The organism is Streptomyces sp. NPDC028305, from assembly GCF_055569495.1.
Window position 1 is genome coordinate 94,520 of sequence record NZ_JBVHTN010000013.1, and the last position, 25,366, is coordinate 119,885.

The 25,366-nt window shown below is 71.5% G+C and carries 29 protein-coding genes, 1 tRNA gene and 1 pseudogene; 11 read left to right on the plus strand and 20 right to left on the minus strand.

Features of this window, described 5'->3' with window-relative positions; genetic code table 11:
- Positions 1-8 precede the first annotated feature (8 nt).
- Positions 9-627 (plus strand): annotated as a pseudogene (locus tag ACZ4WQ_RS43630) (zinc-binding dehydrogenase); the annotation flags it as partial.
- 32 nt (positions 628-659) lie between these two features.
- On the opposite strand, the gene ACZ4WQ_RS43635 reads toward ACZ4WQ_RS43630, so the two are convergent.
- The 4 genes from ACZ4WQ_RS43635 to hppD form a co-directional block, all read right to left on the minus strand.
- Positions 660-1,847, minus strand: a complete 1,188-nt coding sequence (locus ACZ4WQ_RS43635) for an epoxide hydrolase family protein (protein ID WP_398368942.1) — start codon at positions 1,845-1,847, stop codon at positions 660-662.
- 96 nt (positions 1,848-1,943) lie between these two features.
- Positions 1,944-3,314, minus strand: coding sequence for an FAD-binding oxidoreductase (locus ACZ4WQ_RS43640; protein WP_398368940.1), 1,371 nt, complete (start codon positions 3,312-3,314; stop codon positions 1,944-1,946).
- Positions 3,315-3,409: 95 nt separating this feature from the next.
- Complete coding sequence (locus tag ACZ4WQ_RS43645) at positions 3,410-3,619, minus strand: hypothetical protein (protein WP_398368938.1); 210 nt, start codon at positions 3,617-3,619, stop codon at positions 3,410-3,412.
- Between the two features lie 109 nt (positions 3,620-3,728).
- Entirely contained in the window at positions 3,729-4,886 is a 1,158-nt protein-coding gene (gene hppD / locus ACZ4WQ_RS43650) for a 4-hydroxyphenylpyruvate dioxygenase (RefSeq protein WP_385340319.1), read from the minus strand.
- Positions 4,887-5,027: 141 nt separating this feature from the next.
- Between hppD and ACZ4WQ_RS43655 the strand changes: the two genes are divergently transcribed.
- The 3 genes from ACZ4WQ_RS43655 (at position 5,028) to ACZ4WQ_RS43665 (ending at position 6,415) form a co-directional block, all read left to right on the plus strand.
- Positions 5,028-5,495, plus strand: a complete 468-nt coding sequence (locus ACZ4WQ_RS43655) for an Lrp/AsnC family transcriptional regulator (RefSeq protein WP_311727337.1) — start codon at positions 5,028-5,030, stop codon at positions 5,493-5,495.
- 82 nt (positions 5,496-5,577) lie between these two features.
- Entirely contained in the window at positions 5,578-6,174 is a 597-nt protein-coding gene (locus tag ACZ4WQ_RS43660) for a helix-turn-helix domain-containing protein (RefSeq protein ID WP_398368935.1), read from the plus strand.
- 22 nt (positions 6,175-6,196) lie between these two features.
- Positions 6,197-6,415 carry a hypothetical protein gene (locus ACZ4WQ_RS43665; RefSeq protein ID WP_385340315.1) on the plus strand — a complete coding sequence of 73 codons (219 nt, stop codon included), beginning with the start codon at positions 6,197-6,199 and terminating at the stop codon, positions 6,413-6,415.
- Here ACZ4WQ_RS43665 and ACZ4WQ_RS43670 read toward each other — a convergent pair.
- The 8 genes from ACZ4WQ_RS43670 to ACZ4WQ_RS43705 form a co-directional block, all read right to left on the minus strand.
- Positions 6,384-6,629, minus strand: a complete 246-nt coding sequence (locus ACZ4WQ_RS43670; RefSeq protein WP_398368933.1) for a hypothetical protein — start codon at positions 6,627-6,629, stop codon at positions 6,384-6,386. The two genes, ACZ4WQ_RS43665 and ACZ4WQ_RS43670, sit on opposite strands and share 32 nt — an antisense overlap.
- Positions 6,630-6,664: 35 nt before the next feature.
- Positions 6,665-7,024, minus strand: a complete 360-nt coding sequence (locus ACZ4WQ_RS43675) for a hypothetical protein (RefSeq protein WP_398368931.1) — start codon at positions 7,022-7,024, stop codon at positions 6,665-6,667.
- 25 nt (positions 7,025-7,049) lie between these two features.
- Positions 7,050-7,838 carry a S16 family serine protease gene (locus ACZ4WQ_RS43680; protein WP_311727341.1) on the minus strand — a complete coding sequence of 263 codons (789 nt, stop codon included), beginning with the start codon at positions 7,836-7,838 and terminating at the stop codon, positions 7,050-7,052.
- Between the two features lie 117 nt (positions 7,839-7,955).
- Positions 7,956-8,597, minus strand: a complete 642-nt coding sequence (locus ACZ4WQ_RS43685) for an IclR family transcriptional regulator (protein ID WP_311727342.1) — start codon at positions 8,595-8,597, stop codon at positions 7,956-7,958.
- Between the two features lie 345 nt (positions 8,598-8,942).
- Positions 8,943-10,742 carry a DEAD/DEAH box helicase gene (locus ACZ4WQ_RS43690; protein ID WP_311727343.1) on the minus strand — a complete coding sequence of 600 codons (1,800 nt, stop codon included), beginning with the start codon at positions 10,740-10,742 and terminating at the stop codon, positions 8,943-8,945.
- A gap of 110 nt (positions 10,743-10,852) precedes the next feature.
- The gene (locus ACZ4WQ_RS43695) at positions 10,853-11,236 is read right to left on the minus strand and encodes a type II toxin-antitoxin system death-on-curing family toxin (RefSeq protein ID WP_311727344.1); all 384 of its coding nucleotides are present in this window, start codon (positions 11,234-11,236) and stop codon (positions 10,853-10,855) included.
- Positions 11,237-11,434 (minus strand): Arc family DNA-binding protein, encoded by a 198-nt coding sequence (locus ACZ4WQ_RS43700; protein ID WP_311039883.1) that lies wholly within the window; start codon positions 11,432-11,434, stop codon positions 11,237-11,239.
- A gap of 46 nt (positions 11,435-11,480) precedes the next feature.
- Entirely contained in the window at positions 11,481-12,968 is a 1,488-nt protein-coding gene (locus tag ACZ4WQ_RS43705; RefSeq protein ID WP_398368927.1) for an MFS transporter, read from the minus strand.
- A gap of 300 nt (positions 12,969-13,268) precedes the next feature.
- Between ACZ4WQ_RS43705 and ACZ4WQ_RS43710 the strand changes: the two genes are divergently transcribed.
- Positions 13,269-13,820 carry a hypothetical protein gene (locus ACZ4WQ_RS43710; RefSeq protein WP_398368925.1) on the plus strand — a complete coding sequence of 184 codons (552 nt, stop codon included), beginning with the start codon at positions 13,269-13,271 and terminating at the stop codon, positions 13,818-13,820.
- A 49-nt stretch (positions 13,821-13,869) separates the two neighbouring features.
- On the opposite strand, the gene ACZ4WQ_RS43715 is transcribed toward ACZ4WQ_RS43710, so the two are convergent.
- From ACZ4WQ_RS43715 to ACZ4WQ_RS43725, 3 genes are all read right to left on the minus strand, one after another.
- Positions 13,870-15,021: a YeiH family protein gene (locus ACZ4WQ_RS43715; RefSeq protein WP_385340306.1), complete on the minus strand. Its 1,152-nt coding sequence runs from the start codon at positions 15,019-15,021 to the stop codon at positions 13,870-13,872.
- Positions 15,022-15,052: 31 nt separating this feature from the next.
- On the minus strand, positions 15,053-15,625 hold the full coding sequence (locus tag ACZ4WQ_RS43720) for a cysteine dioxygenase family protein (protein WP_311727348.1): 573 nt from the start codon (positions 15,623-15,625) through the stop codon (positions 15,053-15,055).
- A 73-nt stretch (positions 15,626-15,698) separates the two neighbouring features.
- Positions 15,699-16,604 (minus strand): LysR family transcriptional regulator, encoded by a 906-nt coding sequence (locus tag ACZ4WQ_RS43725; protein ID WP_311727349.1) that lies wholly within the window; start codon positions 16,602-16,604, stop codon positions 15,699-15,701.
- A gap of 131 nt (positions 16,605-16,735) precedes the next feature.
- Here ACZ4WQ_RS43725 and ACZ4WQ_RS43730 point away from each other — a divergent pair, with 131 nt between their 5' ends.
- Complete coding sequence (locus ACZ4WQ_RS43730; protein ID WP_385340303.1) at positions 16,736-17,044, plus strand: Clp protease N-terminal domain-containing protein; 309 nt, start codon at positions 16,736-16,738, stop codon at positions 17,042-17,044.
- Here the strand turns inward: ACZ4WQ_RS43730 and ACZ4WQ_RS43735 are convergent.
- On the minus strand, positions 16,992-17,615 hold the full coding sequence (locus ACZ4WQ_RS43735) for a TetR/AcrR family transcriptional regulator (protein WP_398368922.1): 624 nt from the start codon (positions 17,613-17,615) through the stop codon (positions 16,992-16,994). The genes ACZ4WQ_RS43730 and ACZ4WQ_RS43735 overlap by 53 nt on opposite strands.
- A gap of 105 nt (positions 17,616-17,720) precedes the next feature.
- Between ACZ4WQ_RS43735 and ACZ4WQ_RS43740 the strand changes: the two genes are divergently transcribed.
- From ACZ4WQ_RS43740 to ACZ4WQ_RS43760, 5 genes are all read left to right on the plus strand, one after another.
- The gene (locus tag ACZ4WQ_RS43740; RefSeq protein ID WP_398368920.1) at positions 17,721-18,563 is read left to right on the plus strand and encodes an SDR family NAD(P)-dependent oxidoreductase; all 843 of its coding nucleotides are present in this window, start codon (positions 17,721-17,723) and stop codon (positions 18,561-18,563) included.
- A 25-nt stretch (positions 18,564-18,588) separates the two neighbouring features.
- On the plus strand, positions 18,589-19,461 hold the full coding sequence (locus ACZ4WQ_RS43745; RefSeq protein ID WP_398368918.1) for an alpha/beta fold hydrolase: 873 nt from the start codon (positions 18,589-18,591) through the stop codon (positions 19,459-19,461).
- Between the two features lie 111 nt (positions 19,462-19,572).
- Positions 19,573-19,647, plus strand: a tRNA-Cys gene (locus ACZ4WQ_RS43750).
- Entirely contained in the window at positions 19,647-20,345 is a 699-nt protein-coding gene (locus ACZ4WQ_RS43755; RefSeq protein WP_468022861.1) for a formylglycine-generating enzyme family protein, read from the plus strand. The genes ACZ4WQ_RS43750 and ACZ4WQ_RS43755 overlap by 1 nt, the downstream gene beginning before the upstream one ends.
- Positions 20,346-20,420: 75 nt before the next feature.
- The gene (locus ACZ4WQ_RS43760; protein ID WP_311727354.1) at positions 20,421-21,218 is read left to right on the plus strand and encodes a polysaccharide deacetylase family protein; all 798 of its coding nucleotides are present in this window, start codon (positions 20,421-20,423) and stop codon (positions 21,216-21,218) included.
- Positions 21,219-21,293: 75 nt separating this feature from the next.
- Here the strand turns inward: ACZ4WQ_RS43760 and ACZ4WQ_RS43765 are convergent, their stop codons facing one another.
- The 4 genes from ACZ4WQ_RS43765 to ACZ4WQ_RS43780 all read right to left on the minus strand — a co-directional run bounded on the left by ACZ4WQ_RS43765 (position 21,294) and on the right by ACZ4WQ_RS43780 (position 25,298).
- Complete coding sequence (locus ACZ4WQ_RS43765; RefSeq protein ID WP_311727355.1) at positions 21,294-21,587, minus strand: DUF4193 domain-containing protein; 294 nt, start codon at positions 21,585-21,587, stop codon at positions 21,294-21,296.
- A 32-nt stretch (positions 21,588-21,619) separates the two neighbouring features.
- Positions 21,620-23,743: a HelD family protein gene (locus tag ACZ4WQ_RS43770; protein ID WP_468022862.1), complete on the minus strand. Its 2,124-nt coding sequence runs from the start codon at positions 23,741-23,743 to the stop codon at positions 21,620-21,622.
- Positions 23,744-23,843: 100 nt separating this feature from the next.
- On the minus strand, positions 23,844-24,518 hold the full coding sequence (locus tag ACZ4WQ_RS43775) for an L-2-amino-thiazoline-4-carboxylic acid hydrolase (RefSeq protein ID WP_468022863.1): 675 nt from the start codon (positions 24,516-24,518) through the stop codon (positions 23,844-23,846).
- A 183-nt stretch (positions 24,519-24,701) separates the two neighbouring features.
- Positions 24,702-25,298, minus strand: coding sequence for a TetR/AcrR family transcriptional regulator (locus ACZ4WQ_RS43780; RefSeq protein WP_468022864.1), 597 nt, complete (start codon positions 25,296-25,298; stop codon positions 24,702-24,704).
- Positions 25,299-25,366: the final 68 nt, after the last annotated feature.

Consider the following 25,366-nt stretch of genomic DNA (forward strand, 5'->3'; position numbering starts at 1 on the left):
GGCCCGGCGCCATGTGCCGGGCCGATCAGGAGAACTTCTGCCGAGCCTTCCCGACCCTGACCTACGACGGGCGTCTGGGAACCGCTGCACGCCCTCGGTGTGGGGCCGGGGACCCGCGTCGCCGTGGCGGGACTGGGCGGTCTGGGCCATCTCGCGGTCAAGATCGCCGTGGCGCTCGGCGCCGACACCTCGGTTATCAGCCGCTCAGCGGACAAGGGCGACGACGCTCGCCGGCTCGGCGCCCACGGTCTCATCGTCTCCACGGACCCGGAGCAGATGGCTGACGCCCGCGACCGGTTCGACGTTGTCATCGACACCATCTCCGCCCCGCACGACCTCGGCCCTTACCTGGGCCTGGTCGCCATGGACGGAACACTCAGCCACCTGGGACACCTCGGACCCGTCACCGTGGAGACCACCGACCTGCTCGTGGGGCGCAAGAAACTCAGCTCCGCGGGCAGCGGCGGCAGGCTCGCGACCGCCGCCATGCTCGACTTCTGCGCCGCACACGGCATCACCGCCGACATCGAGGTGCTCCCCTCATCGCAGGTGAACGAGGCCCTCGACCGTCTCCGGCGCAACGATGTGCGCTACCGCTTCGTACTCGACATGTCCGATCTGGGGTGAACGGCAGCGCGGGCTCCGGGCTGCCGCACCGCTCATCGGCCGAGGTCGCGGAAGAACGCGCGGATGTCCGCGACCAGCAGGTCCGGCTGTTCCATCGCCGGGAAATGCCCGCCCCGGTCGTACTCCGTCCACCGCACGATGTTGTTCGTCCGCTCCGCGATATGCCGCAGCGGAATGAAGTTCTCGCGGGGGAAGACAGCGAGGGCGGTCGGGGTGGTGGAGGGCTCCGGGGGCGCGCCCCAGTAGGGGGAGTGGGCGCGCTCGTAGTAGATGCGGCTGGAGGACCCGGCGGTGCCGGTGAGCCAGTAGAGCATGACGTCCGTGAGGAGCTGGTCGCGGTCGACGGCGTCTTCGGGGCTGTCGCGGGAGTCGGTCCACTCCTTGAACTTCTCGGCGATCCAGGCGAGCTGACCGACCGGTGAGTCGGTGAGCCCGTAGGCCAGGGTCTGGGGGCGGGTGGACTGGATGTCGGCGTAGCCCTGGCGGTCGCGGGCCCACCGCTGGTGCAGTTCCCAGGAGGCGAGGGTGCGGGCGCGTTCGGCCGGGGCGAGGGTGGCCAGGTGGGCGGGGTCGGGTTCCTCGCCGGCGGAGGAGCCGGGAATGAGGTTGAGGTGGACGCCGATGACGCGGTCGGGGTGGAGGCGGCCGATTTCGCGGGAGATCGCGGAACCCCAGTCGCCGCCCTGTGTGCCGTATCGCCGGTAGCCGAGGCGCTCCATGAGTTCGGCGAACGCGGCGGCCACCCGGTGGTACTCCCAGCCGGTGTCGTGTGTCGGTCCTGAGAAGGTGAAGCCCGGGATGCTCGGCAACACCAGATGGAACGCCTCGGAGGGGTCGGCGCCGTGGGCTCTCGGGTCGGTGAGCGGGCCTGCGACCTGGGTGAATTCGGCGAAGGAGCCCGGCCAGCCATGCGTCATGATCAGCGGGGTGGCGTCCGGTTCGGGTGAGCGGATGTGGGCGAAGTGGATGTTCGCCCCGTCGATCGTGGTGGTGAACTGCGGCCACTCGTTCAGTCGGGCCTCGGCGGCGCCCCAGTCGTAGGTGTGGCGCCAGTACCGTACGAGCTCCCGCAGATAGTCGCGCGGGATGCCGTACGCCCAGCCCACTCCCGGGAGTTCATCGGGCCAACGCGTGCGATCGAGTCGCTCGTGCAGATCGTCCAGGTCGGCTTGGGGGATATCGATATGGAAGGGGCGAATGTTCTCGGTCAGGCTCGTCATCGCGACGCATGCTAGATCCGCCCGGCTTCCGAAGCGAAGGATATTCGCGCGCGTGGGCGCGGGCGCGGCCCCGCCCGCGCCGCGACAGCGCTGACCTCACACGAACAGCTTGCCCGGATTCAGCAGGCCCAGCGGGTCGAAGACCTGCTTGATGCCGCGCTGCAACTCCACCCCCACCGGGCCCAGTTCCCGCGCCAGCCACTCGCGCTTGAGCACCCCCACCCCGTGCTCCCCCGTGATCGTGCCGCCCAGTTCGAGCCCCAGCGCCATGATCTCGTCGAAGGACTCCCGCGCGCGCCGCGACTCGTCCGGGTCGGTGGCGTCGAAGCAGACGGTCGGGTGGGTGTTGCCGTCACCGGCGTGGGCGACGACGCCGATGGTCAGGGCGTACTTCTCGGCGATGGCGGCGGTCCCGTCGATCATGGCGGCGAGCCGGGAGCGCGGCACACAGACGTCGTCGATCATCGTGACGCCCTTGACCGCCTCCAGGGCCGGGAGGGTCAGCCGACGGGCCTGGAGCAGCAGGTCGGACTCGGCCGCGTCCTCGGCGGGGACGACCTCGGTGGCGCCCGCGGCGGTGCACAGCTCGCCGACGGCGGCGAGGTCGGCGGCGGGGTCCGGGGTGTCGAAGGCGGCCAGGAGCAGGGCCTCGGTGGAGTCCGGCAGGCCCATGTTGGCCATGGCGTTGACCGCGCGGACGCTGGTGCGGTCCATGAGTTCGAGCAGCGAGGGGGTGTGCCCGCGCTCCATGATCTGGCAGATGGCGTCGCTGGCGGCCGCGGTGGAGGGGAACTCCGCGGCGAGGACGAGCTGCTCGGGCGGGGCGGGCTTGAGGGCGAGCACGGCGCGGACGACGATGCCGAGGCTGCCCTCGGAGCCGACGAACAGCCGGGTCATGTCGTAACCGGCGACGCCCTTGGCGGTGCGGCGGCCCGTCTTCAGCAGCCGGCCGTCGGCGAGCACGACGTCCAGGCCCAGCACATATTCGGCGGTGACGCCGTACTTCACACAGCACAGGCCGCCGGAGGCGGTGCCGATGTTGCCGCCGATGGTGCACTGTTCCCAACTGGACGGGTCCGGCGGGTAGTAGAGGCCGCGCTCCATGACGGCGCGCGACAGGACAGCGTTGACCACGCCCGGCTCGACGACCGCGATCCGGTCCACCGGGTTGATCTCCAGGATCCGGTCCATCTTGATCAGGGAGAGGACGATGCAGCCGTCGGAGGCGTTGGCGGCCCCCGACAGACCCGTACGCGCCCCCTGGGGGACGACCGGGACGCGCAGGAGGGCCGCGGTGCGCATCACATGCTGCACCTGCTCGACGCTGCGCGGGAGGACGACGACGGCCGGGGTGCCCGCCTCGCAGAAGCTCGCCATGTCGTTGGCGTACGAGCTCGTCACGTCGGGGTCGGTCACGACGGCCTCGGAGGGGAGGCCCTCCCGCAGCATCTCGATCAGATCAGCCATGGCTCCAGACTCGCACCCGGCCGTCCGGGAGGGAAGATCGGCGCGGCGGGTGGGTCCGGGAGCGGGCGTTTCGGCGGATGCCCGGGCGACGGGCCCTAGGGCTGTTCCTGAGCCGTCAGGGCGGGCAGGTCCCGCGTGCCGCCCTCGACGGCACCCATCTGGCCCTCCACCGCGTCGGCCGCGTCGGGCACCGGGACAGCAAGCACTCCCAGCGCGCCCGACGCGGCCGCCTTCCCTCCACCCAGGGCGAACTTATTCCTGGTCAGCCGCCCTTTGGCGTACATGTCCTGCACGTCTTGCGCCATTCGAACCTCGACAACTCCCCATACACCACGCGGCGTTGTAATGGATAGCAACGCGCCGAGTGTAGACGGTCCGAAGTTCGTAACAGCTTTAGTTAGTACTTTCGCGCAGTCAGAGATTGCCGCGCCTGGCCTGTTCCCGCTCGATCGCCTCGAAAAGTGCCTTGAAGTTGCCCTTCCCGAAGCCCATCGAGCCGTGCCGCTCGATCAGTTCGAAGAAGACGGTCGGCCGGTCCTGCACCGGCTTGGTGAAGATCTGGAGCAGGTAGCCGTCCTCGTCGCGGTCGGCGAGGATCTTCAGCTCGCGCAGCGTCTCCAGGGGCACCCGGGTCTCGCCGACCCACTCGCCGAGTGTGTCGTAGTACGAGTCGGGGGTGTCCAGGAACCGGACACCGGCCGCGCGCATGGCGCGTACGGTCGCCACGATGTCGTTGGTGGCGAGCGCGATGTGCTGCACACCGGGGCCGCCGTAGAACTCCAGATACTCGTCGATCTGGGACTTCTTCTTGCCGGCGGCCGGCTCGTTGAGCGGGAACTTCACCTTGCGGGTGCCGTCCGCGACGACCTTCGACATCAGCGCGGAGTACTCGGTGGCGATGTCGTCGCCCACGAACTCCTTCATGTTGGTGAAGCCCATGACGCCGTTGTAGAAGGCCACCCACTCGTCCATCCGGCCCAGCTCGACATTGCCGACGCAGTGGTCGATGGCCTGGAAGTTACGGTGACGGGGCGGCTCGACCAGCGGGTCGGCGGGGGCGAAGCCGGGGAGGTAGGGGCCGGTGTAGCCGGAGCGTTCGACGAGGGTGTGGCGGGTGTCGCCGTAGGTGGCGATGGAGGCGAGCACCACGGTGCCGTACTCGTCCTCGACCTCGTGCGGCTCCTCGATGCCGGTGGCGCCGTGGGCGGTGGCGTAGGCGTACGCGGCGCGCGCGTCCGGCACCTCGATGGCCAGGTCGACCACGCCGTCCCCGTGGGCCGCGACATGCTCGGCGAGGAAGGTGCCCCAGGCGGTGGCGGGCTTGATGACGGAGGTGAACACGAAGCGGGCGCCGCCGGAGACCAGGACATAGCTCGCGCTCTCCCGGCTGCCGTTCTCGGGCCCCGCGTAGGCGACGAGCTTCATGCCGAACGCGGTGGAGTAGTAGTGCGCGGCCTGCTTGGCATTGCCGACGGCGAAGACGACCGCGTCCATCCCCTTCACCGGGAAGGGGTCCGCCCGACGCGCGCCTTCTCCCGTGGCGGCCAGGGTGTGATCCAGCGTCTCAGTCATGTGTTCACCGTGACTCCATGACTCAGGGTGCGCAACAGTTTGCTGATCTACTGGACAATCCGTGTAACGGATTCCGCGATTGGCCGGGCATTCTGTACACAGTGACCATCCTCACACTCCCGACAGGCCAGGAGGACCATCTTGGGAATCGACCGGCTCGACGCCCGGCTGATCGCGCTGCTCGCCGAGGAGCCCCGGATCGGGGTGCTGGAGGCGTCCCGCCGGCTCGGCGTCGCGCGCGGCACGGCCCAGGCACGGCTCGACCGGCTGCTGGCCCAGGGCGTGATCCGGGGCTTCGGGCCGGAGGTGGACCCGGCGGCGATCGGCTATCCGGTCACCGCCTTCGCGACGCTGGAGATCAAGCAGGGCCAGGGCCCGGACGTACGCAGCCATCTGGCGACCGTCCCCGAGGTGCTCGAACTGCACACCACCACCGGCCATGGCGACATGCTCTGCCGCCTGGTCGCCCGCTCCAACGCCGATCTCCAGCGGGTGATCGACCGGGTGGTGGGATTCGAGGGCATCGTGCGGGCCTCGACGACGATCGTGATGGAGAACCCGGTGCCGCTGCGGATCATCCCTCTGGTCCGGCAGGCAGCGGAGGACTGACCGGCTCTTCCGGCCGGCCCTCCAAAGATTCCGTTGCAAATAAATCCTTGCAACGGAATCTTTGCATGCTTACGCTGCCACCATGGCCGAGAACGAGAAGCCGGTGCCCGACGACGTACGGGTGCTCGACGCCCGCTCCCTGCGCGGACTCGCACATCCCCTGCGGATGCGCCTGCTCGACGCGCTGCGCGAGTACGGACCGGCCACCGCCTCCCAACTCGCCAACCGGCTCGACGAGTCCAGCGGCGCCACCAGCTACCACCTGCGGCAGCTGGCCACCTACGGCTTCGTCGTGGAAGACCCGGAGCGCGGCAAGGGGCGCGAGCGGTGGTGGAAGAGCGCACAGCGCGGCATCCGCATGGGTACCGACGAGCTGCTGCGCGACGCCGACCCGTCCCTGCGCGGCGCGATGAGCACCATGCTGTACGAGCTCGCCACCACCCACGGCCAAGAGCTGTCCACCTGGCTCGGCACCTGGCGCGACTGGCCCGAGGAATGGCGCCGCGCCTGGGACATCAGTGACTTCACCATCCGGCTCACCCCTGAGCTCGCCGCCGAGATGCGCGACAAGGTGCACGAGGTGATCGAGAGCTATCGCGAGAAGGAAGTGGGCCGGGACACCGAGGACTCGGCCCGCGTCCGCGTCCATCTGCACGCCTTCCCGCGCGACGAGGACTGACCGACCCCTGGGGGGAACAACCATGTACGGCGACGACATCCATCTGCGGCTGCACCGCATCCGGGCCGAGCGGCTGCGCCGCGAGGCCCTGCGCGCCCGCTCATCGCACCGGCCGCGCCCGCTCCACCGCCCCCGTCGGCTGCGGAGCCGTCTCGGCTGGACGCTGGTCGAGGTGGGCCTGCGCCTCGCGACGCCCCGCCCCTGGCCGGTCAGGTACCCGTCCCCGGCCCCACCTTCCTGAGCCGCGACAGGATCTTGTGCCGGGTGCGGATCCCCGAGGCCGCCGCCTGAACGAACCCGACGATTCCGCGGAGCAGCAGCGGGTGGCCCACCTCCGGCAGCAGCGACTGGACGGCGGTGGTCAGGGCCGCCTGCGAGGTGGCCGCGGCCGCGAGCAGCCGGCGCGCCGTGTCCTCGGAGATCTCCCTCAGGGCCCGTGACCCGCGGGGTCCCACGCCCCACGGGCCCTTCGAGCCGGGCGGCAGATCGATCACCCGTCGACGCCGTCAGCGCCGTCGATGCGCTGGTAGCGGAACCGCCCGGTGCTACGGTCCCGGGAGACCCGCAGGCCCACATGCGTGCCGTCGGTGCCCAGGGGTGACGTGGTGACGCGCGTCCGGCAGCAGAGCGGGGGCGGCACGGTCACCGGCCCCACGGGAGGAGCGTGCGGGGAGCCGTCCTTGTCCGTCAGGCGCGTACGCCCCTCCTCGCTCACCTCCGTCAACACGCCGGCCCGCCCGTCCACGATCACCACCAGATGCCGCAGGCAGGACCGCCAGCCCGGGTCCGGCCACACACGGGCCAAGAGGGCGGCGGGTATCGGCACGCCGACCAGCAGCCATGACTCCACAGCAGCCGCTCAGCAGCTCAGCGCCTCAGCACCTCGGCACCCTGTGGCCCGACTGAAGCGCCACCAGCGAGTTCACCGCGCCCTTGAGCGTGGTGACGGGGATCAGCCGCAGCCCCTGGGGGAGCTCGGCCTTGGCGTCCGCGCACTCCGCCCTCGGGACCAGGAAGACCGTCGCCCCGTCCCGCTTGGCCGCCTGGGTCTTGAGCGCGACCCCGCCCACCGCGCCGACCTTGCCGTCCGCCGTGATCGTGCCGGTGCCCGCGATCGTACGGCCGCCGGTCAGGTCGCCGCCGCGGCCGTCGCCGTCGAGCTTGTCGACGATGCCGAGGGAGAAGAGCAGCCCGGCGCTCGGGCCGCCCACGTCCGCGAGGCGCAGCCGCACCTTGACGTCCTTGGAGGAGAGATGGAGATAGCCGAGGGCCGCGCTGGTGGCCGTGTCCTGGGACTTCTCCATCTCCGCGGCGTTGTGCGCCTCGATCTCCTTGGTCGTCTTGCCGACGGGGTAGACGGAGTCGCGCGGCATCACGGCACGGTCGGTCTCGAACCAGCCGCTGATGACGTCCTTGAGCCGGACCGTGGCGTCCGGCCCGGTCGCCGCGATCGTCGTCATCCTCAGCTGGCCGGTGGTCTTGCGGGGCATCGCCTTGGAGATCTTGATGACCGGCCCGCCGTGGTCGGAGCCGAGGACGTTCACGGTCGTGCCGGGCTCCGCCACCGAGAAGGGCAGCGGCGCGAAGGCGGCGACCGCGAGAAGGGCGAGGACGGGCGCGGAGCAGATCGCGAGGATCCGGGCGCGCGGGGAGACGGCAGGCATGGGTGTGAATCTAGTTGACCGGCGGGGTGCGGGGCGCGCCACCCCGGCTCAGCGCAGGGCGCCGCCCGGTGTCGGGACAGGCCGCCGCCCGGTCTCAGGACAGGGCGCCGCCCGGTGTCAGCGCAGGGCGTCCGCGACCTCGCGCGCCGCGTCCACCACCCGCGGCCCCACCCGCTCCGGCACCGCGTCGCAGAGCATCACCACCCCGACGCTGCCCTCGATCCCGGTCACCCCGACCAACGGAGCGGCCGCGCCGCTCGCGCCCGCCTCCAGCTCGCCGTGGGTGAGCACATAGCCGGGGTCGCCGTCACGGCCCGAGCGGGCGGCCAGGATCGCCCGCCCCGCGGCGCCGCGGTCCAGGGGGTGCCGGAAGCCGGCCCGGTAGGCGACGTGGTAGTCGGTCCAGGTCGGCTCGACGACCGCGACGGCCAGCGCCTCCGTGCTGTCGACCAGGGTGAGGTGCGCGGTGGCGCCGATGTCGTCGGCGAGGGCGCGCAGCGCGGGCAGCGCCGCCTCCCGCAGCAGCGGATGGACCTGGCGGCCGAGCTGGAGCACGCCGAGCCCGACCCGCGCGCGGCCGCCGATGTCGCGGCGTACGAGGGAGTGCTGCTCGAGCGTGGCCAGCAGGCGGTACACCACGGTGCGGTTGACGCCGAGCTTGTTGGACAGCTCGGTCACGGTCAGCCCGTGGTCGGTGTCGGCGAGCAGTTTGAGGACGCGTAGTCCCCGGTCGAGCGTCTGTGAGGTCTCCGCGGTCACGACGCCCCCTCCTCCGTATGAGTGGCGGCTCTTCGCGGTGGGGCGCCGCCGGTCCCGACGACGGCGCGCCAGAGGCCGCCGGTCGTGGTCGCACACCGGCTGCGCTCCGCGGCGGCACTGCCACGGGGCGTGTGCGTTGGCCGGAACGGTAGCGAGCCGGTCCGCTGAGCGGAAGAGTTTGTCCAGAATCCGAGCGAGGCTGCCGGGCGGAGCGCCTCGCATACGCCGGGACGGTGGGCGTTTGCCCTGGTTTGACGGGCGGAAAAAGGCCAGGCCCGACGCGGCCCACGGCAAGGCGGAAGGGCTTACGGAGAAACCCTTCCGCCCTGCCGCAGGCATACGCCGTCACCTCATCCGCGTGGCCCACTCCCGGACCTTCTTGATCCGCTCCCGGAGCTGCCCGGCCGTCGCCTCCGCGCTCGGCGGCCCGCCGCACACCCGGCGCAGCTCGGTGTGGATCACCCCGTGCGGCTTGCCGCTCTGGTGGACGTACGCCCCGACCAAGGAGTTGAGCTCCTTGCGCAGTTCGAGCAGCTCCTTGTGCGTGACCACCGGCCGCCGCTCCGCCGGGAGTTCGAGCAGATCAGCCTCGGCGTCCGGCTTCTTGCGGCTGTGCGCGATCTGCCGCGCCTGCCGCCGCTGGAGCAGCAGCTGCACCTGGTCGGGCTCCAGGAGCCCGGGGATGCCCAGGTAGTCCTGCTCCTCCGCGCTCCCCGGGTGCGCCTGCATGCCGAACTCGGCGCCGTCGTAGAGCACCCGGTCGAAGACCGCGTCCGACTCCAGCGCCTCGAAGGGCAGCATGTCCTGCTCGCCCGTGTCCTCGTCCTGCTGCTTCTCGGCCTCCTGAAGGAGCTTCTCCTCCTCGGCGTACGGGTCCTCCTCCTCGCCCTCCTTCTTGGGCTTGTCGAGGACGTGGTCGCGCTCGACCTCCATCTCGTTCGCGAAGCCGAGCAGCATGGGGATGGTGGGCAGGAAGACGGAGGCGGTCTCGCCGCGCCGCCGGGACCGCACGAAGCGGCCGACGGCCTGCGCGAAGAACAGCGGGGTGGAGATGGTGGTGGCGTAGACGCCGACGGCCAGGCGCGGCACGTCCACGCCCTCCGACACCATGCGGACCGCGACCATCCAGCGGTCTTCCGAGTGGCTGAAGTCCTCGATGCGCTGTGAGGCGCCCGAGTCGTCGGACAGCACGATCGTGGCCTTGGTGCCCGTGATCTCGCGGATCAGCTTGGCGTAGGCGCGCGCCGAGTCCTGGTCGGTCGCGATGACGAGCGCGCCCGCGTCCGGGATGGACTTGCGGACCTCGGTGAGCCGCTGGTCGGCGGCGCGCAGCACGTTCGGCATCCAGTCGCCGCGCGGGTCGAGCGCGGTGCGCCAGGCCTGCGAGACGGCGTCCTTGGTCATCGGCTCGCCCAGCCGGGCCTCGAGTTCGTCGCCCGCCTTGGTCCGCCAGCGCATGTTGCCGCTGTAGGAGAGGAAGATGACCGGCCGGACGACGCCGTCGTTCAGGGCGCCGCCGTATCCGTACGTGTAGTCGGCGGCCGACCGCCGGATGCCGTCGTTCCCCTCCTCGTAGGCGACGAAGGGGATGGGGTTGGTGTCGGACCGGAAGGGGGTGCCGGTCAGCGCGAGCCGGCGGGTCGCCGGCTCGAACGCCTCCAGGCACGCCTCGCCCCAGGACTTGGAGTCGCCCGCGTGGTGGATCTCATCGAGGATGACCAGCGTCTTGCGCTGCTCGCAGCGGTTGCGGTGCAGCATCGGCCGCACGCCGACACCCGCGTAGGTGACGGCGACGCCGTGGTACTCCCGCCCGAGGGGCCCGGCGCTGTACTCCGGGTCCAGCTTGATCCCTATCCGGGCCGCGGCCTCCGCCCACTGCTTCTTCAGATGCTCGGTGGGCGCGACGACGGTCAGCTGCTGCACGACGTGGTGGTGCAGCAGCCAGGAGGCGAGCGTCAGCGCGAAGGTGGTCTTGCCGGCGCCGGGCGTGGCGACCGCGAGGAAGTCGCGGGGCTGCTCCTGTACGTACTTCTCCATCGCGCCCTGCTGCCAGGCGCGCAGCTTGCTCGCGGTGCCCCAGGGGGCGCGGCCGGGGAAGGCGGGCGAGAGGTGATGGCTGGTGGTGGAGGAGGCGGTAGTAGTCACGGTCTCCGTCGGGCTGATCGGCGAGGGGTTCGAGGACCGCGTCAGCCTACCGGTGCCGTCCTTCACACTTGGGGGCTACGCCCCGGGTCCACCCGGAGGTGGGATTCAGCTCACATCGCCGCGTGCAGCGCGCGCAGTCCGGCCGCGATGTCGTCGACGTCCTCGATCGCACCCGAGGCCACGCCGACGACAAGCTTGTACGCCTCGTCCTGGTCGACGTCGAGCATCTCCGTGCCGTTGATGTCAAGGAAGACGACCGTGGACATCCACGCCATCCGCTTGTTGCCGTCCACCAACGGGTGGTTGACAGCGAGCGACTGAAGCAGCGCGGCCGCCTTCTCGAACAGGTCGGTGTACGCCTCTATGCCGAACATCTGCGACTGCGGGCGGTGCACCGCCGAGCTCAGCAACCCCAGGTCACGCACGGCGACCTGCTGCCCCCCACAGGCGATTTCCGCCAGGTCCAGCACTTCCTGGACCGTCAGGTACTTCACTTACTCCCCCAGCCTCCGCAGCAGGTCCGCATGGCGTGCCGCGTACTTCGCCCCCAGGCGCCGGACGGATTCCCGGTCAGCCTCTTGCTCCAGATACCGGTCAATCGCCTGAAGCACTATGGCGTGCATGCTGCGGCCCTCCTCTTCGGCCCGCTGCTTGAGCGCCTCTTGCTGGTCGTCGCGCAGACGGAGATTCATTGCCATACCAGAACGGTACCACTTCTGGGGCCAAAGTGGTACCAGGCTATTGCGCGGCGGGCCGCAGCCGCGTCGTCACCACCGCTCCCAGCAGGGCCACCGCCGCCATTGCGACGAACACCGCCGCGAACGCCCCCGCGTGCCCCGTCCCCGTCGTGGCGGACGCGGCGGCCGTGTGGTCCGCGGCGGCCACCGAGCCGCCGCCGAAACCCACGAACAGGACCCCGCTCAGCCCCACCAGCGTGATGTTGCCGAGCGCGTCGGAGACCTGGAGGGAGGCGGAGTTGCTGCCCGCCTCCTTGGGGCCGGAGAGCTTGAGGAGCAGCACGCTGCCGCTGGAGATGACCAGCCCCATCCCGTAGCCGCCGAGCACCCACGCCACCGCGACCAGCCACGCCGGGACGGAGTCGGCGAGCACCAGCGGGACCAGGGCGATGGATGTGGCGATCAGCACCATGCCACCCGCCATCAGCCGCTCGCGGTAGGGCTCCAGGCGCGGGCGGCTCTGGGTGTACGAGCCGAGGGCCCAGGTCAGGCCGCCGCCGGTGAGCGAGAGTCCGGCCGCGGTGGCGGACAGGCCGCGCTCGGTGACCAGCATCAGCGGAATGAAGCTCTCCGCACCGAGGAAGGCGCCCGCCGCGATGCCGCGCAGCAGCACCACGGACGGCAGCCCGCGGGCGGCCCGGAAGGTGCCCCGGGGCAGCAGCCGCAGGATGCACGGGACGAGCAGCGCCAGGCCCGCCGCGGCGGGGATCAGGGAGACCCAGGCCAGGTCCTGGCCCGCGTACTGGAGCAGCCCCGCGCCGGACGCGACCGCGAGGGCGAGGAGGATGCGGCGGCGGTTCATGGCCGGGGAGCGGTCGCCCCGCTCCACCTTGCGCAGGGCGGGGAGCATCACGGCGAGCGGCAGCAGTATCAGCACCGGGATGGACAGGAAGACCCAGCGCCACCCGACCCGCTCGGTGACCGTCCCGGCGATCAGCGGGCCGATGATCACCGGCAGCACCCAGGCGGCGGAGAAGGACGCCAGCACGGCGGGCTGGAGCCGCTGTGGATAGGCTCGGCCGACCAGGACGTACAGCGAGACGATCACCAGTCCGCCGCCGATCCCCTGCACCCCGCGCCCGCCCACGAACATCCACATCTCGCTCGCCGACCCGGACACCACAAGACCGGCCCCGAAGGCCGCGATCCCGGCGAACAGCGGGACGAGCGGCCCCCGGCGGTCGCACCACTCCCCCGACAGCGCCATCGCGAACAGGCTCGCGGTGAAGTACGCGGAGAAGGCGTACGCGTACAGCTCGACCCCGTCGAGGGCGCGGGCCGCGACCGGCATCGCCGTGTTGACCGCGCTCGCCTCGAAGGCGATCAGGGAGACGACGGACACAATGCCGAGGGTGAGGGCGCGGTAGCGCTTGCCGAGCACGGAGCCCCCGCCGTCGGCTTCGGCTTGGGCTTGGGCACTGGTTCCGGCTGGTACGGAGGGGCTGTCCGCGACGTCGGTGTCGCGGTCGCACGGGTCGATAGCGGTCATTACGCCAGCGTAAGAGGCGTTTCCAAGGGACACACCTGGCGCGGGACGGAGATGCGGTCGGCCCTCGGTCCTAGGCTCGGCAACCCGCCGCGATCATCGTCACAGATTGGAAACCGGACACCCAGGATTCGGTAAGCCCCATCGGCCCGCCATGCCCACGCTCATAGACTTTCGGCCAGATCGTCACACCGCCTTTTTCGCGACGCCCGACCTCAGCCTCACTCCATGCCTGGTCGCGGACGTCCAGGCCCGCACCACGGGGGAATTGTGTCTTCTATCCGCCCAGTTTTCGCCACTGCCATGCTTGTCGCCGCGGCACTCACCCTCACCGCCTGCAACGGCGGCAGCAGCGGCAGCTCGCACTCCTCGAGGAGCCACTCCGCGAAGAAATCCGGCAAGACGAAGAACGGGAAGCACATCAAGAGGATCAAGAAGAGCGGCAAGACGAGCAACAGCGGCTGCTCGACGAGCACCAACGGCCGCAAGGTGATCTGGGTCAACAACGTCGAAGGCGCGATGAACAACATCATCGCCAAGAACGCCAAGCGGCGCTGCAACACGACGTCGCAGCGGGGCGCGTACCAGGCGGTCGGGGCGCTGCACACCTACTCCGTCGCCTCGGGCGGCTCCAAGGTGACGATCATCAGCAGGAAGGACTCCGCGCAGAAGGCCCTCACCGCCCAGAACGGCGGCATCGCGCACATCAAGACCTGTGCGGACCCGAAGGGCAGGCAGTACGACGGCGGGCAGGCGAAGGCGGACGCCGGCGACTGCTGGGGCCTGAACTTCTACGAGGTCAAGGTCGACTCCAACGGCAAGATCACGGAGATGACCGAGATCTACGCGTCGTGAGGCGGCCCGGGGGTTCAATGCCCCGCCCCCGCGGCCTTCTCGTGAAGCGCTACGTCGTCAGCAATACGCCGCCGTAGCCGACCCCCGCGACCACCACCCACGCGCACAGCCCGAGCGCCGCCACGCGCCCGCCCGTACGGGCCAGCGAGGGCAGGTGCACCGCGCTGCCGAGGCCGAAGAGGGCGGCGGCGAGCAGCAGTTCCTGGGTGGTCGCGGCGGTGTCGAGCGCGGCGGACGGCAGCCGATCCGTACTGCGCAGGGCGACCATGGCCAGGAAGCCGAGGACGAACAGCGGCACCAGGGGTGGCCGCCGCGCGCGGCCGGTGCCTTGTCCGACGTCCTCACCCTGCTCCTGGGCCGCCTGGGCCCGCCGGGCCCGTACCGAGACGGCCACCGCCGCGACGAGCGGCGCGAGCAGCGCCACCCGCATCAGCTTCACCAGCACCGCCTCGCCGAGCGCGGACGGCCCGGCCGTCTGCGCGGCGGCCACGACCTGCCCCACGTCGTGCACGCTCGCCCCGACCCACCGGCCGAACTGCGCGTCGCCCAGCCCCAGCGGGTGCTGGAGCAGCGGCAGTACGGCGATGGCCAGCGTGCCGCACAGCGTCACCAGCGCCACGGACGTCGCGACGTCGCGCTCGTCACTGTCCGACACCTCGCTGACAGCGCCGATCGCGGACGCGCCGCAGATGGAATAGCCGGTGGCGATCAGCAGCGGCTGATCGCCCCGCAGGCCGATCCGGCGGCCGAGCCACCACGTGCCGAAGAAGGTGGCCGCGACCACCGCGCACACCATCGCCACGCTCGCCCAGCCGAGGCCCAGCACGTCGTCCAGGCTGAGCTTGAGCCCGAGCAGCACCACGCCGAGGCGCATCAGCCGCTTCCCGGCGAACGACAGCCCGGCCCGCCCGGCGCCCCGTACGAGCCCGCGCGCGCCCGGCAGATGCGCGGCGAGGATGCCCAGCACGACGGCGAAGGTCAGCATCGGCACCCCTGGCAGCGCCAGATGCGCCGCCCAAGCAGCCCCCACCCCGAGCCCGCCGAGCCCGAACCCGGGCAAGAGGGCACGAATCCGCCCCGCGCGGCGGGGCGCCGAGGGCGCGGCTGCCACGACCGGGGCCGGGGCGCCCAGGTCGGGGGCGCCCGGCGAACCGCCCGGCGAACCGCCCCGCGAACCGCCGCGCGCGTCCGTCAGCGCCATGGCCCGGCCCACCCGCGTCGGCCGCGCGGCCTCACAGCGCCTCGCCCTTCGGGGGCGCGTACACGCGCCGGACGCTGCTGCCCAGCCGCCCGACATCCGCGCCGTACACGTGGAGGGAGATCGCCGCGCCCGCGCCCGCGTTCCACACCCTGTGGATATCTCCCGGCGGCGCGAACCCGGCCACCGAGCCCTGCGGGTTGGTCACCTCCGCCACCGCGACCAGGCGGGAGCCGGCGCCGTCGGGGACGAGGTGGTAGCGGCGCTCGCGCTCCTGGCCCTCGTGGACACCGGCCACACACCACGAGACGTGGTCGTGGATGGCGGTGTGCTGGCCGGGCAGCCAGACGAGGGCGACGACGGAGAAGCTGCCGTCGGGCTCGGCGTGCAGCAGGTGCTGGCGGTAGCTCGCGGGGTCGCCCCGCCGCTGCTCCGCGGTGAGCAGGTCGGGCGCGCCGAGGTGGGGCGCGAGGCGCTCGGCCACCAGATGTGCCGTCAGCTCCGGCGCCAGGCCGCGCCCGACGGCCTCGCGCACCTCGTCGACGAACGCGCCGGCGCGCGGGGTGCGGCGGATGGCGGGCGGCGCGGGGGCGGTCGGAGTGGTCATGGGCGCAGCGTCCTGCCGCCCGATCCATCACGTCCAACGACGGTTTCTTCGCAAACCTCAACCTCTGCTTATATCAGCAGCCGACCCGGTTCGCCGCCACCGCCTTCAGCTCCTCCAGCACCACCTCCGTGGCCGGCACCCGCAGGTGCTCCCGCAGCACGTACGCCGAGACATGGCGGCGCGAGGCGGGCTCCAGGGCGCGGCCGGTGACCTTCTGGTGGCAGAGGAAGGAGAGGACGAGGCCGGGCATCATCGCGACGCCGAGCCCGGCCGCGACCATGCTCTGGATGACCAGGTTGTCGTCCGTCGTGAAGGCGATGTCGGGGGCGAACCCCTGCTCCGCGCACTCGTGCAGAAAGTTGGCGCGGCAGCGCAGACAGCCCGCGATCCACCGCTCCCCGCTCAGGTCGGCGAGTTTGACGGCCCGCCGCCGGGCCAGCGGGTGGCCGGTGGGCAGCAGCACCGTCAGCTGGTCCTCGAGCAGCGGGATCTCGACCAGTTCGGGAGGGACCTCCTCGCGCAGGCCGGGGTAGGTGAACGCGAGCGTGATGTCGCACTCGCCGCGCGCCACCCGCCCCAGCGACTCCGGCGGCTCGCCTTCGAGCAGTTCCACGCGCACCCCGGGGTGCGCGGCGGCGAGCCGGGCCATCGCCTCGGGTATGAGCGTGGCGTTGGCGCTGGGGAAGGCGCAGACGCGCACCCGGCCGGTGCGCAGCCGGGTGATGGCGTTCAGCTGCTGCCGGGCGGCGGAGATGGAGTCGAGGATGACGTCGGCGTGGCGGGACAGGGTCTCCCCGGCCTCGGTGAGCCGCATACCGCGCCCGACGCGGACGAAGAGCGGGCTGCCGACGTCCCGCTCGAGCGCCTTCATCTGCTGGGTGATCGCCGGTTGCGTATAGCCGAGGGCGCGGGCGGCCGCGGAGTACGAGCCGGCGCGGATCACCTCGCGGAAGGTCCTGATGTGCCGGGAATCGAACACGCTCGAATCATAAGCGGAATTTGGGTCCCGCGGACATCTCCGCTCCCCTGCTTTTGGATCTTCCATCAACGCAAGCGCGCCTTGACAACCTCGAATTGTCAATGGCCTGGCCGACGACCTGGTCGAGGACTATGTCGAGCACTGCCGGATGCACGGCCGCTCTGCACCGGACCGTCGGGGACCGGCTGAGCACGGGGGCGTCGCAGGCGGCCGAGCGGATCGCCTGGACCCCGTACTCCCGCAAGGCCATCGCCCTCGCGGAGGAGCAGGCCGAGGAGGCGGGCTCGGCGCACATCGACTGCGACCATCTGCTCCTCGGCCTGGCCCGGATCGGCCGCGGAGTGGCCGCGGCGGTGCTCGACGAGGCGGGCCTGGACGCGGACACCCTCAGGGAAGCGGCGGCTGCCCCGCCGGCCGGGCGCGCAGTCCGTCGAGGATGATCGCCAAGTAGCGCCGCCACAGCGCGGAAGACCCTGACTCCGGAAGGGCCATCACAGCGTCGATCATCGCCGTGATCGGCGCGATATCGGCCGCGGTGACACCCTCGCGCAGCGCGCCCTGCGCGCGGGCCCGGTCGATCAGGCTCTCGCAGTGCCCGGCGATCTCCTGCCGGGCGCGCGCGAACCCCTCGCCCCCGAACTCCCCGCGGCGCATCAGCTCGCGCAGCCCGCGGTTGTGCGCGGCCCGCCCCAGCGCCCCCTCCAGAAATCCGGCCAGGGCGGCGAAGGCGTCGTCCCGAGCCAGGGCCGCGCGCGCCATCTCCGCGATCTCGTCGAGTTCGCCGGTGAAGACGGCCACCGCGAGCGTCTCCTTGTCGGGGAACTTGCGGTAGACGGTGCCGACGCCGAGCCCGGCGTGGTGAGCCACGTCATTGAGGGTGGCCTGGAGCCCCCGGGCGGCGAAGACCTCCCGCGCGGCCTGCATGATGCGCCGCCGGTTGAGCTCGGCGTCCCGCCGCGGCCGGCGCGCTCCCGCCCCGACAGGGGCCTCGCCCCTCGTTTCCTTCTCCATAGCGGATACAGCATATCCGCTTCGTGATACGGTCCCGTCACGCGAGTAAGCGGATACGCCATATCCGGATAGCTGAGCCGGTGCGCCTACGAAGGGAAGCTGGGCATGCGAACGGTCGTCATCACCGGGGGGACGGACGGGCTCGGCAAGGGGCTCGCCCTGCACTATCTGCGCGAAGGCGCGCGGGTCATCGCGGTCGGCAGCACCCCGGCCAAGGGCGAAGCGTTCCTCTCGGAGGCAGCGGACAGCAACCGCGCCACCTTCCTGCGCGCCGACCTGACCTCCGTACGGGCGGCCATGGACCTCATCGCCACGCTCGAGGACATCTGTCCCACCGTGGACAAGCTGATCCTGTGCGCCCAGCGCTACCGCCTCTTCGGCCCCCGCACCACCACCCACGAGGGGTTCGAGCACAGCTTCGCGCTCGCGTACCTCAGCCGCCACGTCCTCAGCCACGGCCTGCGCAAGCTCCTGGAGCCCGCGCCATGGCCGGTCGTCATGAACGTCGGCACCCCCGGCGTCCCCCTGGGCCGGATCCACTGGGACGACCCGCAACTGGCCCGCCGCTACAGCGGAACCAAGGCCACCCTCCAGTCCTTCCGCGCCAACGACCTGCTCGGTGTGGCCTTCGCCGCGCTGTACCCCGACACCCCGATCCGCTACATCGGCTACAACCCGGGCGTCGTGTCGACCGGAATGCCGGCCCACCTCCCCCGGCCGATCCGCCCTGTGGCGAAGGCGTCCTTCGCCGTCTTCGCCACCTCCGTCACCAAAGCCGTCGTCCCGATGACCGACCTCCTGGACGACCCACCCGGCGATCCCTTCACCGCCTACCGCGCCAAGCGCCGACTGGCTCTGTCCGGCCCCGCGTTCGACCGGGACGCGGCGCTGCGACTGCACCACATGACGCGGGATCTGCTCGACGCGGCGGCGCCCGGGCCGTCGTGACCCGGGAATCGGGCAAGCTGGATCAATGCCCCACTACACCTCGTACGACGACGCCGAACTCGCCTACCGCGTCCTTGAGGCCCGTACCGGCGACGGAGCCGCCCGGCCGCCGCTGATCTGCCTGGCCGGCGGGCCGGGGCGGGACGCCGCGTATCTGGGCGACCTCGGCGGGCTGGACAGCCACCGCGCCCTGATCATCCCCGACAGCCGGGGCACCGGCGGCTCCCCGCCCGCCGCCGAGCCGAGCGGCTACTCCTTCCCCGGCCTGGCGGAGGACCTCGAAGCGCTCCGCGCCCACCTGGGGCTCGAACGGTTCGCGCTCCTCGCCCACGACGCGGCCGCCGCGACGGCCCAGGCCTACGCCGCGGCCCACCCCGAGCGGCTGACGCACCTGGTCCTGGCCTGCCCCGGCGCGCGGATGCAGGGCGAACTCCCCCAGGACGCCCGCGAGATCTTCGAGGCGCGCGCCACCGAGCCGTGGTGGCCCGACGCCTATGTCGCGGTCCAACTGCTGCCCGACACCACCGACATGGACGAGGTGCGTCAGCTGCTGCTCCAGGCCGCCCCCATGGCGTACGGCCGCTGGGACGAGCCCCAGCGCGCACACGCCGCGAGCGAGGGCGAGCAGTTGGGGCCGGTGCCGCGCGCGGGCTTCTGGCAGGGCGTGGACGAGGCGGCGCGGCGGGCGGTGCTGGTGCGGCTGCGGGAGGTGCCGTGCCCGGTGCTGGTGGTGACCGGGGACCGGGACGCGGTGACCGGCATGCGCGCCGGTGAGCTGGTCGCGGAGTCCTTCCCGCACGGGCGGGTGCGGCCGCTGCACGGGGTCGGGCACTACCCGTGGGTCGACGAGCCGGAGCTGTTCCGCCCGGTGGTCGAGGAGTTCCTCGATGCTCCTTGAGGGCCGCGCGGGCCGTTCATGAACGCCGTATGTCAGTCGCGTGGCAGCGCCCGCCACGCCGTTGTGGGGCCCCGGGCCCGCCCCTATCGTCGAGGACACGAGCACGACATTGGCCGTGTGCCCGAGTGGTTTAGGGGCTCGCCTGCAAAGCGAGTTACGTGGGTTCGATTCCCGCCACGGCCTCCATGGATCTGAACCTGAATCTGAACCTGCACATGATCACGAACATGGTGGAGATCCCCGCCGGGGAGATCGTCCTGCGGGACGAGGGAACCAGGACGGACTGGACCGCCGAGGTCCCCGCCTTCCGGCTGGCGCCGCATCCCGTGACCCGCGAGCTGTACCGCGCCGTACGGGGCGAGGCGCCCGCGAGTGCGGCGGGGCCGCGGACGCCGGTGACCGAGGTCTCCTGGACGGACGCGATCCGGTTCTGCAACCTCCTCTCGGAGGTGAGCGGGCTCACCCCCTGCTACTCGCTGGGCGACGAGAGGGACCCCGACGCCCAGGACGTGCGCTGCGACTGGGCGGCCGACGGCTACCGCCTCCCGTCCGAGGCGGAGTGGGAGTACGCCTGCCGGGCCGGGGACCCCGGCGTGCGCTACGGCGAGCTGGACGAGATCGCCTGGTATCGCGGGAACTCCGGCGACCGGGTGCACGATGTGGCGACCAGGGCGCCCAACGCGTGGGGCCTCCACGACACGATCGGCAATGTGTGGGAGTGGTGCTGGGACCTGTACGACCCCGGCGTCTACGGCCCGTACCGGGTCTTCCGTGGCGGAGGGGCGTACGACCCGCCCCGCGGGTGCCGGGCGTCGTGCCGCCGCAAGAGCCATCCGACGCTGCGCATCGACGACCTCGGATTCCGGCTCGCCCGATCGCTGTGATGTCGCGGAGGTCGCTGCCTGATCGCTTTTTGGTCACGGCGCGAACCTTTGTGCTGGTGGCAACGTCTACACCGTGTGTATAGACGTAAAAACATATCAACGGACCGGAAGCGCATAGCCAAGCCGATAGCCGGGCTCCTGGCGGCCGCCTCCCTCACGCTCGCCCTCGGCGGCTGCGGTGCCTCGTACGACAGCACCGCGCCGAGCAGCGTCCGCGAGCGTGCCTCGGTCGACGGGAAAGAGGTCAAGGCCGGGGCCGTCGACTGCTCCAAGGCCAAGTGCGTCGCGCTCACCTTCGACGCCGGGCCCAGCGAGAACACCCCCCGCCTGCTGGACATCCTGAAGAAGGAGAACGCCCACGCGACCTTCTTCATGCTCGGCAAGAAGCATGTCGTCAAGTACCCCGACCTGGTGCGCCGCATCGCGGCGGAGGGCCATGAACTGGCCAACCACACCTGGACGCACAAGATCCTGACCAAGGCGGACGACGACGAGGTGCGTGATGAGATCACCCGCACCCAGGACGCCATCTCCAAGATCACCGGCTCCAAGGAGCCCCTGCTGATGCGCCCGCCGCAGGGCCGCACCGACGAGCGCGTCACCAAGATCTGCCGCGAACTGGGCATCGCCCAGGTGCTGTGGAGCGTCACCGCGAAGGACTACCAGACGACCGACTCCGCGCTCATCACCAAGCGGGTGCTCGACCAGGTGGACCGCGACGGCATCATCCTGCTGCACGACATCTACAAGGGCACCGTGCCCGCCGTCCCGGGAATCCTCGACGGGCTCAAGAAGCGCGGCTACACGGTCGTCACCGTCTCCGAGCTGATGGCCCCGGCCAAGCCCGAGGCGGGCAAGATCTACAAGCCCTGAGCCCCGGCCGGAAGGGTGGCGGCTCGCCCCCGGCTATGGCCGCCTCCCCTTCCCCCCTCGGTCTCAGTCTCAGACTCAGTCGCAGTCGCGGCAGATCGGCGCGCCGTTCCGCTCGCCGGCCAGCCGGGTGCGGTGGTGCACCAGGAAGCAGCTCATGCAGGTGAACTCGTCCTGCTGCTTCGGCAGCACCCGGACGGCCAGTTCCTCGCCCGAGAGGTCGGCGCCCGGCAGCACCAGGCCCTCGGCGGCATCGAACTCGTCGACGTCGACCGCCGAGGCCGACGAGTCGTTCCGCCGGGCCTTGAGCTCCTCGATACTGTCGGCCTCGGCCTCTTCGGTCTTGCGTGGGTTGTCGTAATCGGTTGCCATTTCGCTCTCTTCTATGGGTAGTGCTTTGTGGTTCACACGGGCCGGATGGCGATCGTGCAAAGCCGCTTGGTGGCCCGGGTGAGGGCCACGTACAGGTCCCGCTCTCCCCCGGGGCGGGCCGCGGTGATCTCCTCCGGCCCCACGACGACGACCGCGTCGAACTCCAGGCCGCGCGCCTCCGACGCCGGAACGAGGCGCGCCCCCGTCTCGGTTCCCACGGCCGTCAGCTCGTCCAGCCTGGTGTCCGCGCAGATCAGCCCGAGCAGTTCGTCCGGGTGCGCCGCGGCCTGGGCCCGGAGCTCCTCGGCGACGGTGGCGGCGAGCGCGGGCGGTGGCGCGGTGCGGGTACGGGGTGCCTCGCCACGGCGGATCGACCGGCTCGGCGTCTGGCCGGGGGCGATCCGCGCCAGCAGGTGCCGGGTGGTGGCCAGGATCTCCTCCGTGGTGCGGTAGCTGACGGTCAGGGTATGCAGGGTGAACCGCGCGCCGACATGCGGGGTCAGCGCCTGCTCCCAGTCGCGCGCCGTCGACACCGGGCCCGCCTGGGCAAAGTCTCCCACCAGTGTCATCGATCTGGCCGGACACCTGCGTACGACCATCCTCCACTGCATGGCGGTCAGCTCCTGCGCCTCATCGACGACGACATGCCCGTACGTCCGCTCCGGCGGTCCTTCGAGCAGGCTCGCCGCCTCGTCCAGCAGCGGCACGTCGGCGTCGGTCCACGGCTGGCCGTCGGCGTTTGAAGTGTGCAGCAGCCGGGACCGCTCGTCGTCGGCGCACTCGCCGAGCACCTGCCGCAGGAGGGCCCGTACGAGCTGGCCGGGCGCGAGCCGCGGCCACAGCGACTCCACGGCGCGGTCGAAGTGGGCATCGTCCAGGAGGTTCGCCCGGACGGCGGCCGCGTCGAACTCGTCGGCCGGCTCCCCGGCCGGTGCGTCGTCCAGGCCGAGCCGGCGCAGGTCGGCCGCGGCGGCCTTGTCGAGGTCGAGGCCGGTGAGCTGCGCCACCTCGGCATCGATGCGCTCCATGGTCTCGGCCGCGCTGCGCTCCAGCTCGTCCGTGACGGCGTCGGCCAACAGCTCCTTGAACACCTGGCGCCCGGGGTTGTGCCCCAGTCCGGCCACCACGGCTGCGTCGCGCGCCCTCGCGACGTCCGCGTCCGCCAGGCGGACCCACTCCTGCCCCACGCGCACGGTGAAGTCACCGCCCGGAGCCTGCCGGGCGCGCACGAGGGCCGCCAGCCCGTCGGCCATCGCGGAACCGCCCTTGAGGCGGGCCGTGTCGAGCGGCTCCACGGCGCTGGGCACGACGTCGGCTCCGGCCAGCTCCTGGGATGTGGCGAGGACGACATCGTTCTCGCCGAGTGAGGGCAGGACCTGGGAGATGTAGTCCAGGAACCGCGCGTTCGGCCCGAGCACCAGGACGCCGCGCTCAGCGGCGCGCGGAAACGCGTACAGCACATACGCCGCCCGGTGCAGCGCCACCACCGTCTTGCCGGTGCCGGGGCCGCCCTGCACCACCGTCACCCCCCGGTGCGGGGACCGGACGATGTCGTCCTGCTCCGCCTGGAGCGTCGCGACCGCCGTCCGCATCCTGCCGGTACGCCGCGCCCGCAGCGCCTCCGTCAGCGGGCCGTCGCCCACGACGTCGTCGGCGGTGGGCTCGGAGCCGTCCAGCAGCTCGTCGCTCACCGCGGCCACCGCGCGGCCCTCCAGGCGCAGATGACGGCGGCGCCGCAGGCCCATCGGGTGGATCGGCGTCGCCTCGTAGAAGGCCCGAGCCGCGTGTGCGCGCCAGTCCACGAGCAGCGGCAGGTCGTCCTCGCCGGTGTCCGTGCCCGCGTCCGTGTCCGGGTCCGTGTCCGGGTGCAGGCCGAGGCGGCCGATGCGCAGCGCGGTGCCGTCCGCCCCGTCGATCCGGCCGAAGACCAGCCCCTCATCGGCCCCCTCCAGCCGCCTCACCTCCCGCGCCAGCCGCGCGGCGGCGACCTCGCGCTCGTACACCTCGCCCGCACTGTCGGCCGGTGCCTTCAGCACCTCTGCCAGCTGCGCCTGCGCCTCGGCGATCCGCTTGTCGATCAGTTCGTACAGGGCGGACACATGGGTTTGCTCGGACTCGACCTGGCGCCGCACGGCGGTGTCGATGGCCTGCGACAACACAGGGCTCCTCTCGGGGATTCAGCCGCACCACTATGCGGTTGAATCCCCGAGATAGTAAGTCTTGACTTACTTGGGCCGATCAGCCCCCGGGCACCCCCTACGGCGCCGTGCGGGTGAAGTGGAACGGGCAGTGGGAGCCGCCCAGGCCGATCGTGGTGTCGCGCTCGAAGCGGAACCCGTGCCGATCCGGGTCGATCGCCTCGATCCAGTTCCCGTCGAACGCGCACATGACGGGTGTCAGCTCCGAAGCGGAATTCGCCTTGAGCACGTCGTGATAGAAGCACCGGTGAACGTCCAGCAGATATCGCCGGTCGTCATCGGCAGTGCGCCGGAACGTGAAGGTCTTCCCGAAGGCGTACTTCTCACGGGCCCTCGACACGTCCACCATCGCCCGGAACGGATCCGGCGCGACGTCCAGCATGGCCCGGGTGCTCGCGTGAACCGCGTCGCCGAGCGGCTCGACCAGCGCGTCCCGCACCGCGCGGACGGCGGCATCGCTGCCCAGGTGCGGGAGCAGTTCCTCGTACGCCGCGATCACCGCCACGGTGATGCGGAGGTTGTACAGCGAGGGCTCGTCGACGACCATGTGCGCGTTCGCCGCCGCCAGCTCCGCGTGCTGCTCGCGCATCGCGGAGATGAGGCTCTCGGGAAGCTCCTGCTGCCGCAGCCTCGCGGAGATGTGGTCGAAGAATCCGGCGATGAGCATCGCCGTATCGCGCTCGGGATCGGGAACGTAGTCGCCGTCGGTCATTTCGAAGTGGTCGGTGGTCACGAATGGTCCTTTTCGGGACGGGCTCGGTCCCGAGTACGACCTGACAAACGCACAGGGCGGAGCCGGGCCGTGCTCGCGACGAGCGAGCACGCCGACGCGCTCCACCGACCAACCTGGCGTCGACGAACCTCATGGATTCTGTCGCCGCGATCGTCGCACAGGCGCGGCCGACGTGTCGAACGTTCAGGCAGTCGCCCGGTGTTGCCCGGCGATGACCGTGACCACGACCTTGCGGACGGCGTCGGCCTCGGGCGGGGTGCCCTTCCGGTCGGCGAACAGCAGATGCGCGGCCCCGATCAGCGTGGGGGCGAGCGTGTCGACGTCCGCGTCCGCCGCCACACGGCCCAGGTCGCGCTCGGCGGCGAGGTAGCCGGCGACCATGGCGGCGGCCTCGGTCAGCAACGGGATCCCGGTCGGCCTGGCCTCGCGCAGCCGGGCACGCAGGTCGTCGCGGGAGATGACGAGGCCGACGACGGCCACCGCGACCGACCCGAACAGCTCCATCAGCGCGCGGGTGAGGTTGTCGACGACGGTGCCGGTCCCGGCGGACTCGCGCAGGGCCGCGGCCTGGTGATCGAGCCGGGCGATGCGGTCGAGCACGAGTTCGGCGAGGAAGGCGTCGAAGTCGGCGAAGTGCCGGTGCAGGACCCCCTTGGCGCAGCCCGCCTCCGTGGTGACCGCCCGGCTGGTCAGCGCGCTGGGCCCGCCCCGGAGCAGGACGCGCTCGGCGGCGCCGAACAGCTGCTCGCGCGCATCGCGCAGAGCGACTCCCGTCGGCATCCTCCGCACCTCCTTCTCGCCTCGGTGGGACTGTACCCGGTTGACGAGTGGGCGACCGCCCACTCATA

Coding starts and splice junctions, on each gene's coding strand:
- ACZ4WQ_RS43635 (WP_398368942.1), bottom strand. CDS start 1,847: ATGACGAGCCTGACCGAGAACATTCGCCCCTTCCATATCGATATCCCC.
- ACZ4WQ_RS43640 (WP_398368940.1), bottom strand. CDS start 3,314: ATGGCTGATCTGATCGAGATGCTGCGGGAGGGCCTCCCCTCCGAGGCC.
- ACZ4WQ_RS43645 (WP_398368938.1), bottom strand. CDS start 3,619: ATGGCGCAAGACGTGCAGGACATGTACGCCAAAGGGCGGCTGACCAGG.
- hppD (WP_385340319.1), bottom strand. CDS start 4,886: ATGACTGAGACGCTGGATCACACCCTGGCCGCCACGGGAGAAGGCGCG.
- ACZ4WQ_RS43660 (WP_398368935.1), top strand. CDS start 5,578: ATGGCCGAGAACGAGAAGCCGGTGCCCGACGACGTACGGGTGCTCGAC.
- ACZ4WQ_RS43665 (WP_385340315.1), top strand. CDS start 6,197: ATGTACGGCGACGACATCCATCTGCGGCTGCACCGCATCCGGGCCGAG.
- ACZ4WQ_RS43680 (WP_311727341.1), bottom strand. CDS start 7,838: ATGCCTGCCGTCTCCCCGCGCGCCCGGATCCTCGCGATCTGCTCCGCG.
- ACZ4WQ_RS43700 (WP_311039883.1), bottom strand. CDS start 11,434: ATGAATCTCCGTCTGCGCGACGACCAGCAAGAGGCGCTCAAGCAGCGG.
- ACZ4WQ_RS43705 (WP_398368927.1), bottom strand. CDS start 12,968: ATGACCGCTATCGACCCGTGCGACCGCGACACCGACGTCGCGGACAGC.
- ACZ4WQ_RS43710 (WP_398368925.1), top strand. CDS start 13,269: ATGCTTGTCGCCGCGGCACTCACCCTCACCGCCTGCAACGGCGGCAGC.
- ACZ4WQ_RS43715 (WP_385340306.1), bottom strand. CDS start 15,021: ATGGCGCTGACGGACGCGCGCGGCGGTTCGCGGGGCGGTTCGCCGGGC.
- ACZ4WQ_RS43720 (WP_311727348.1), bottom strand. CDS start 15,625: ATGACCACTCCGACCGCCCCCGCGCCGCCCGCCATCCGCCGCACCCCG.
- ACZ4WQ_RS43730 (WP_385340303.1), top strand. CDS start 16,736: ATGTCGAGCACTGCCGGATGCACGGCCGCTCTGCACCGGACCGTCGGG.
- ACZ4WQ_RS43735 (WP_398368922.1), bottom strand. CDS start 17,615: ATGGAGAAGGAAACGAGGGGCGAGGCCCCTGTCGGGGCGGGAGCGCGC.
- ACZ4WQ_RS43740 (WP_398368920.1), top strand. CDS start 17,721: ATGCGAACGGTCGTCATCACCGGGGGGACGGACGGGCTCGGCAAGGGG.
- ACZ4WQ_RS43745 (WP_398368918.1), top strand. CDS start 18,589: ATGCCCCACTACACCTCGTACGACGACGCCGAACTCGCCTACCGCGTC.
- ACZ4WQ_RS43755 (WP_468022861.1), top strand. CDS start 19,647: ATGGATCTGAACCTGAATCTGAACCTGCACATGATCACGAACATGGTG.
- ACZ4WQ_RS43765 (WP_311727355.1), bottom strand. CDS start 21,587: ATGGCAACCGATTACGACAACCCACGCAAGACCGAAGAGGCCGAGGCC.
- ACZ4WQ_RS43780 (WP_468022864.1), bottom strand. CDS start 25,298: ATGCCGACGGGAGTCGCTCTGCGCGATGCGCGCGAGCAGCTGTTCGGC.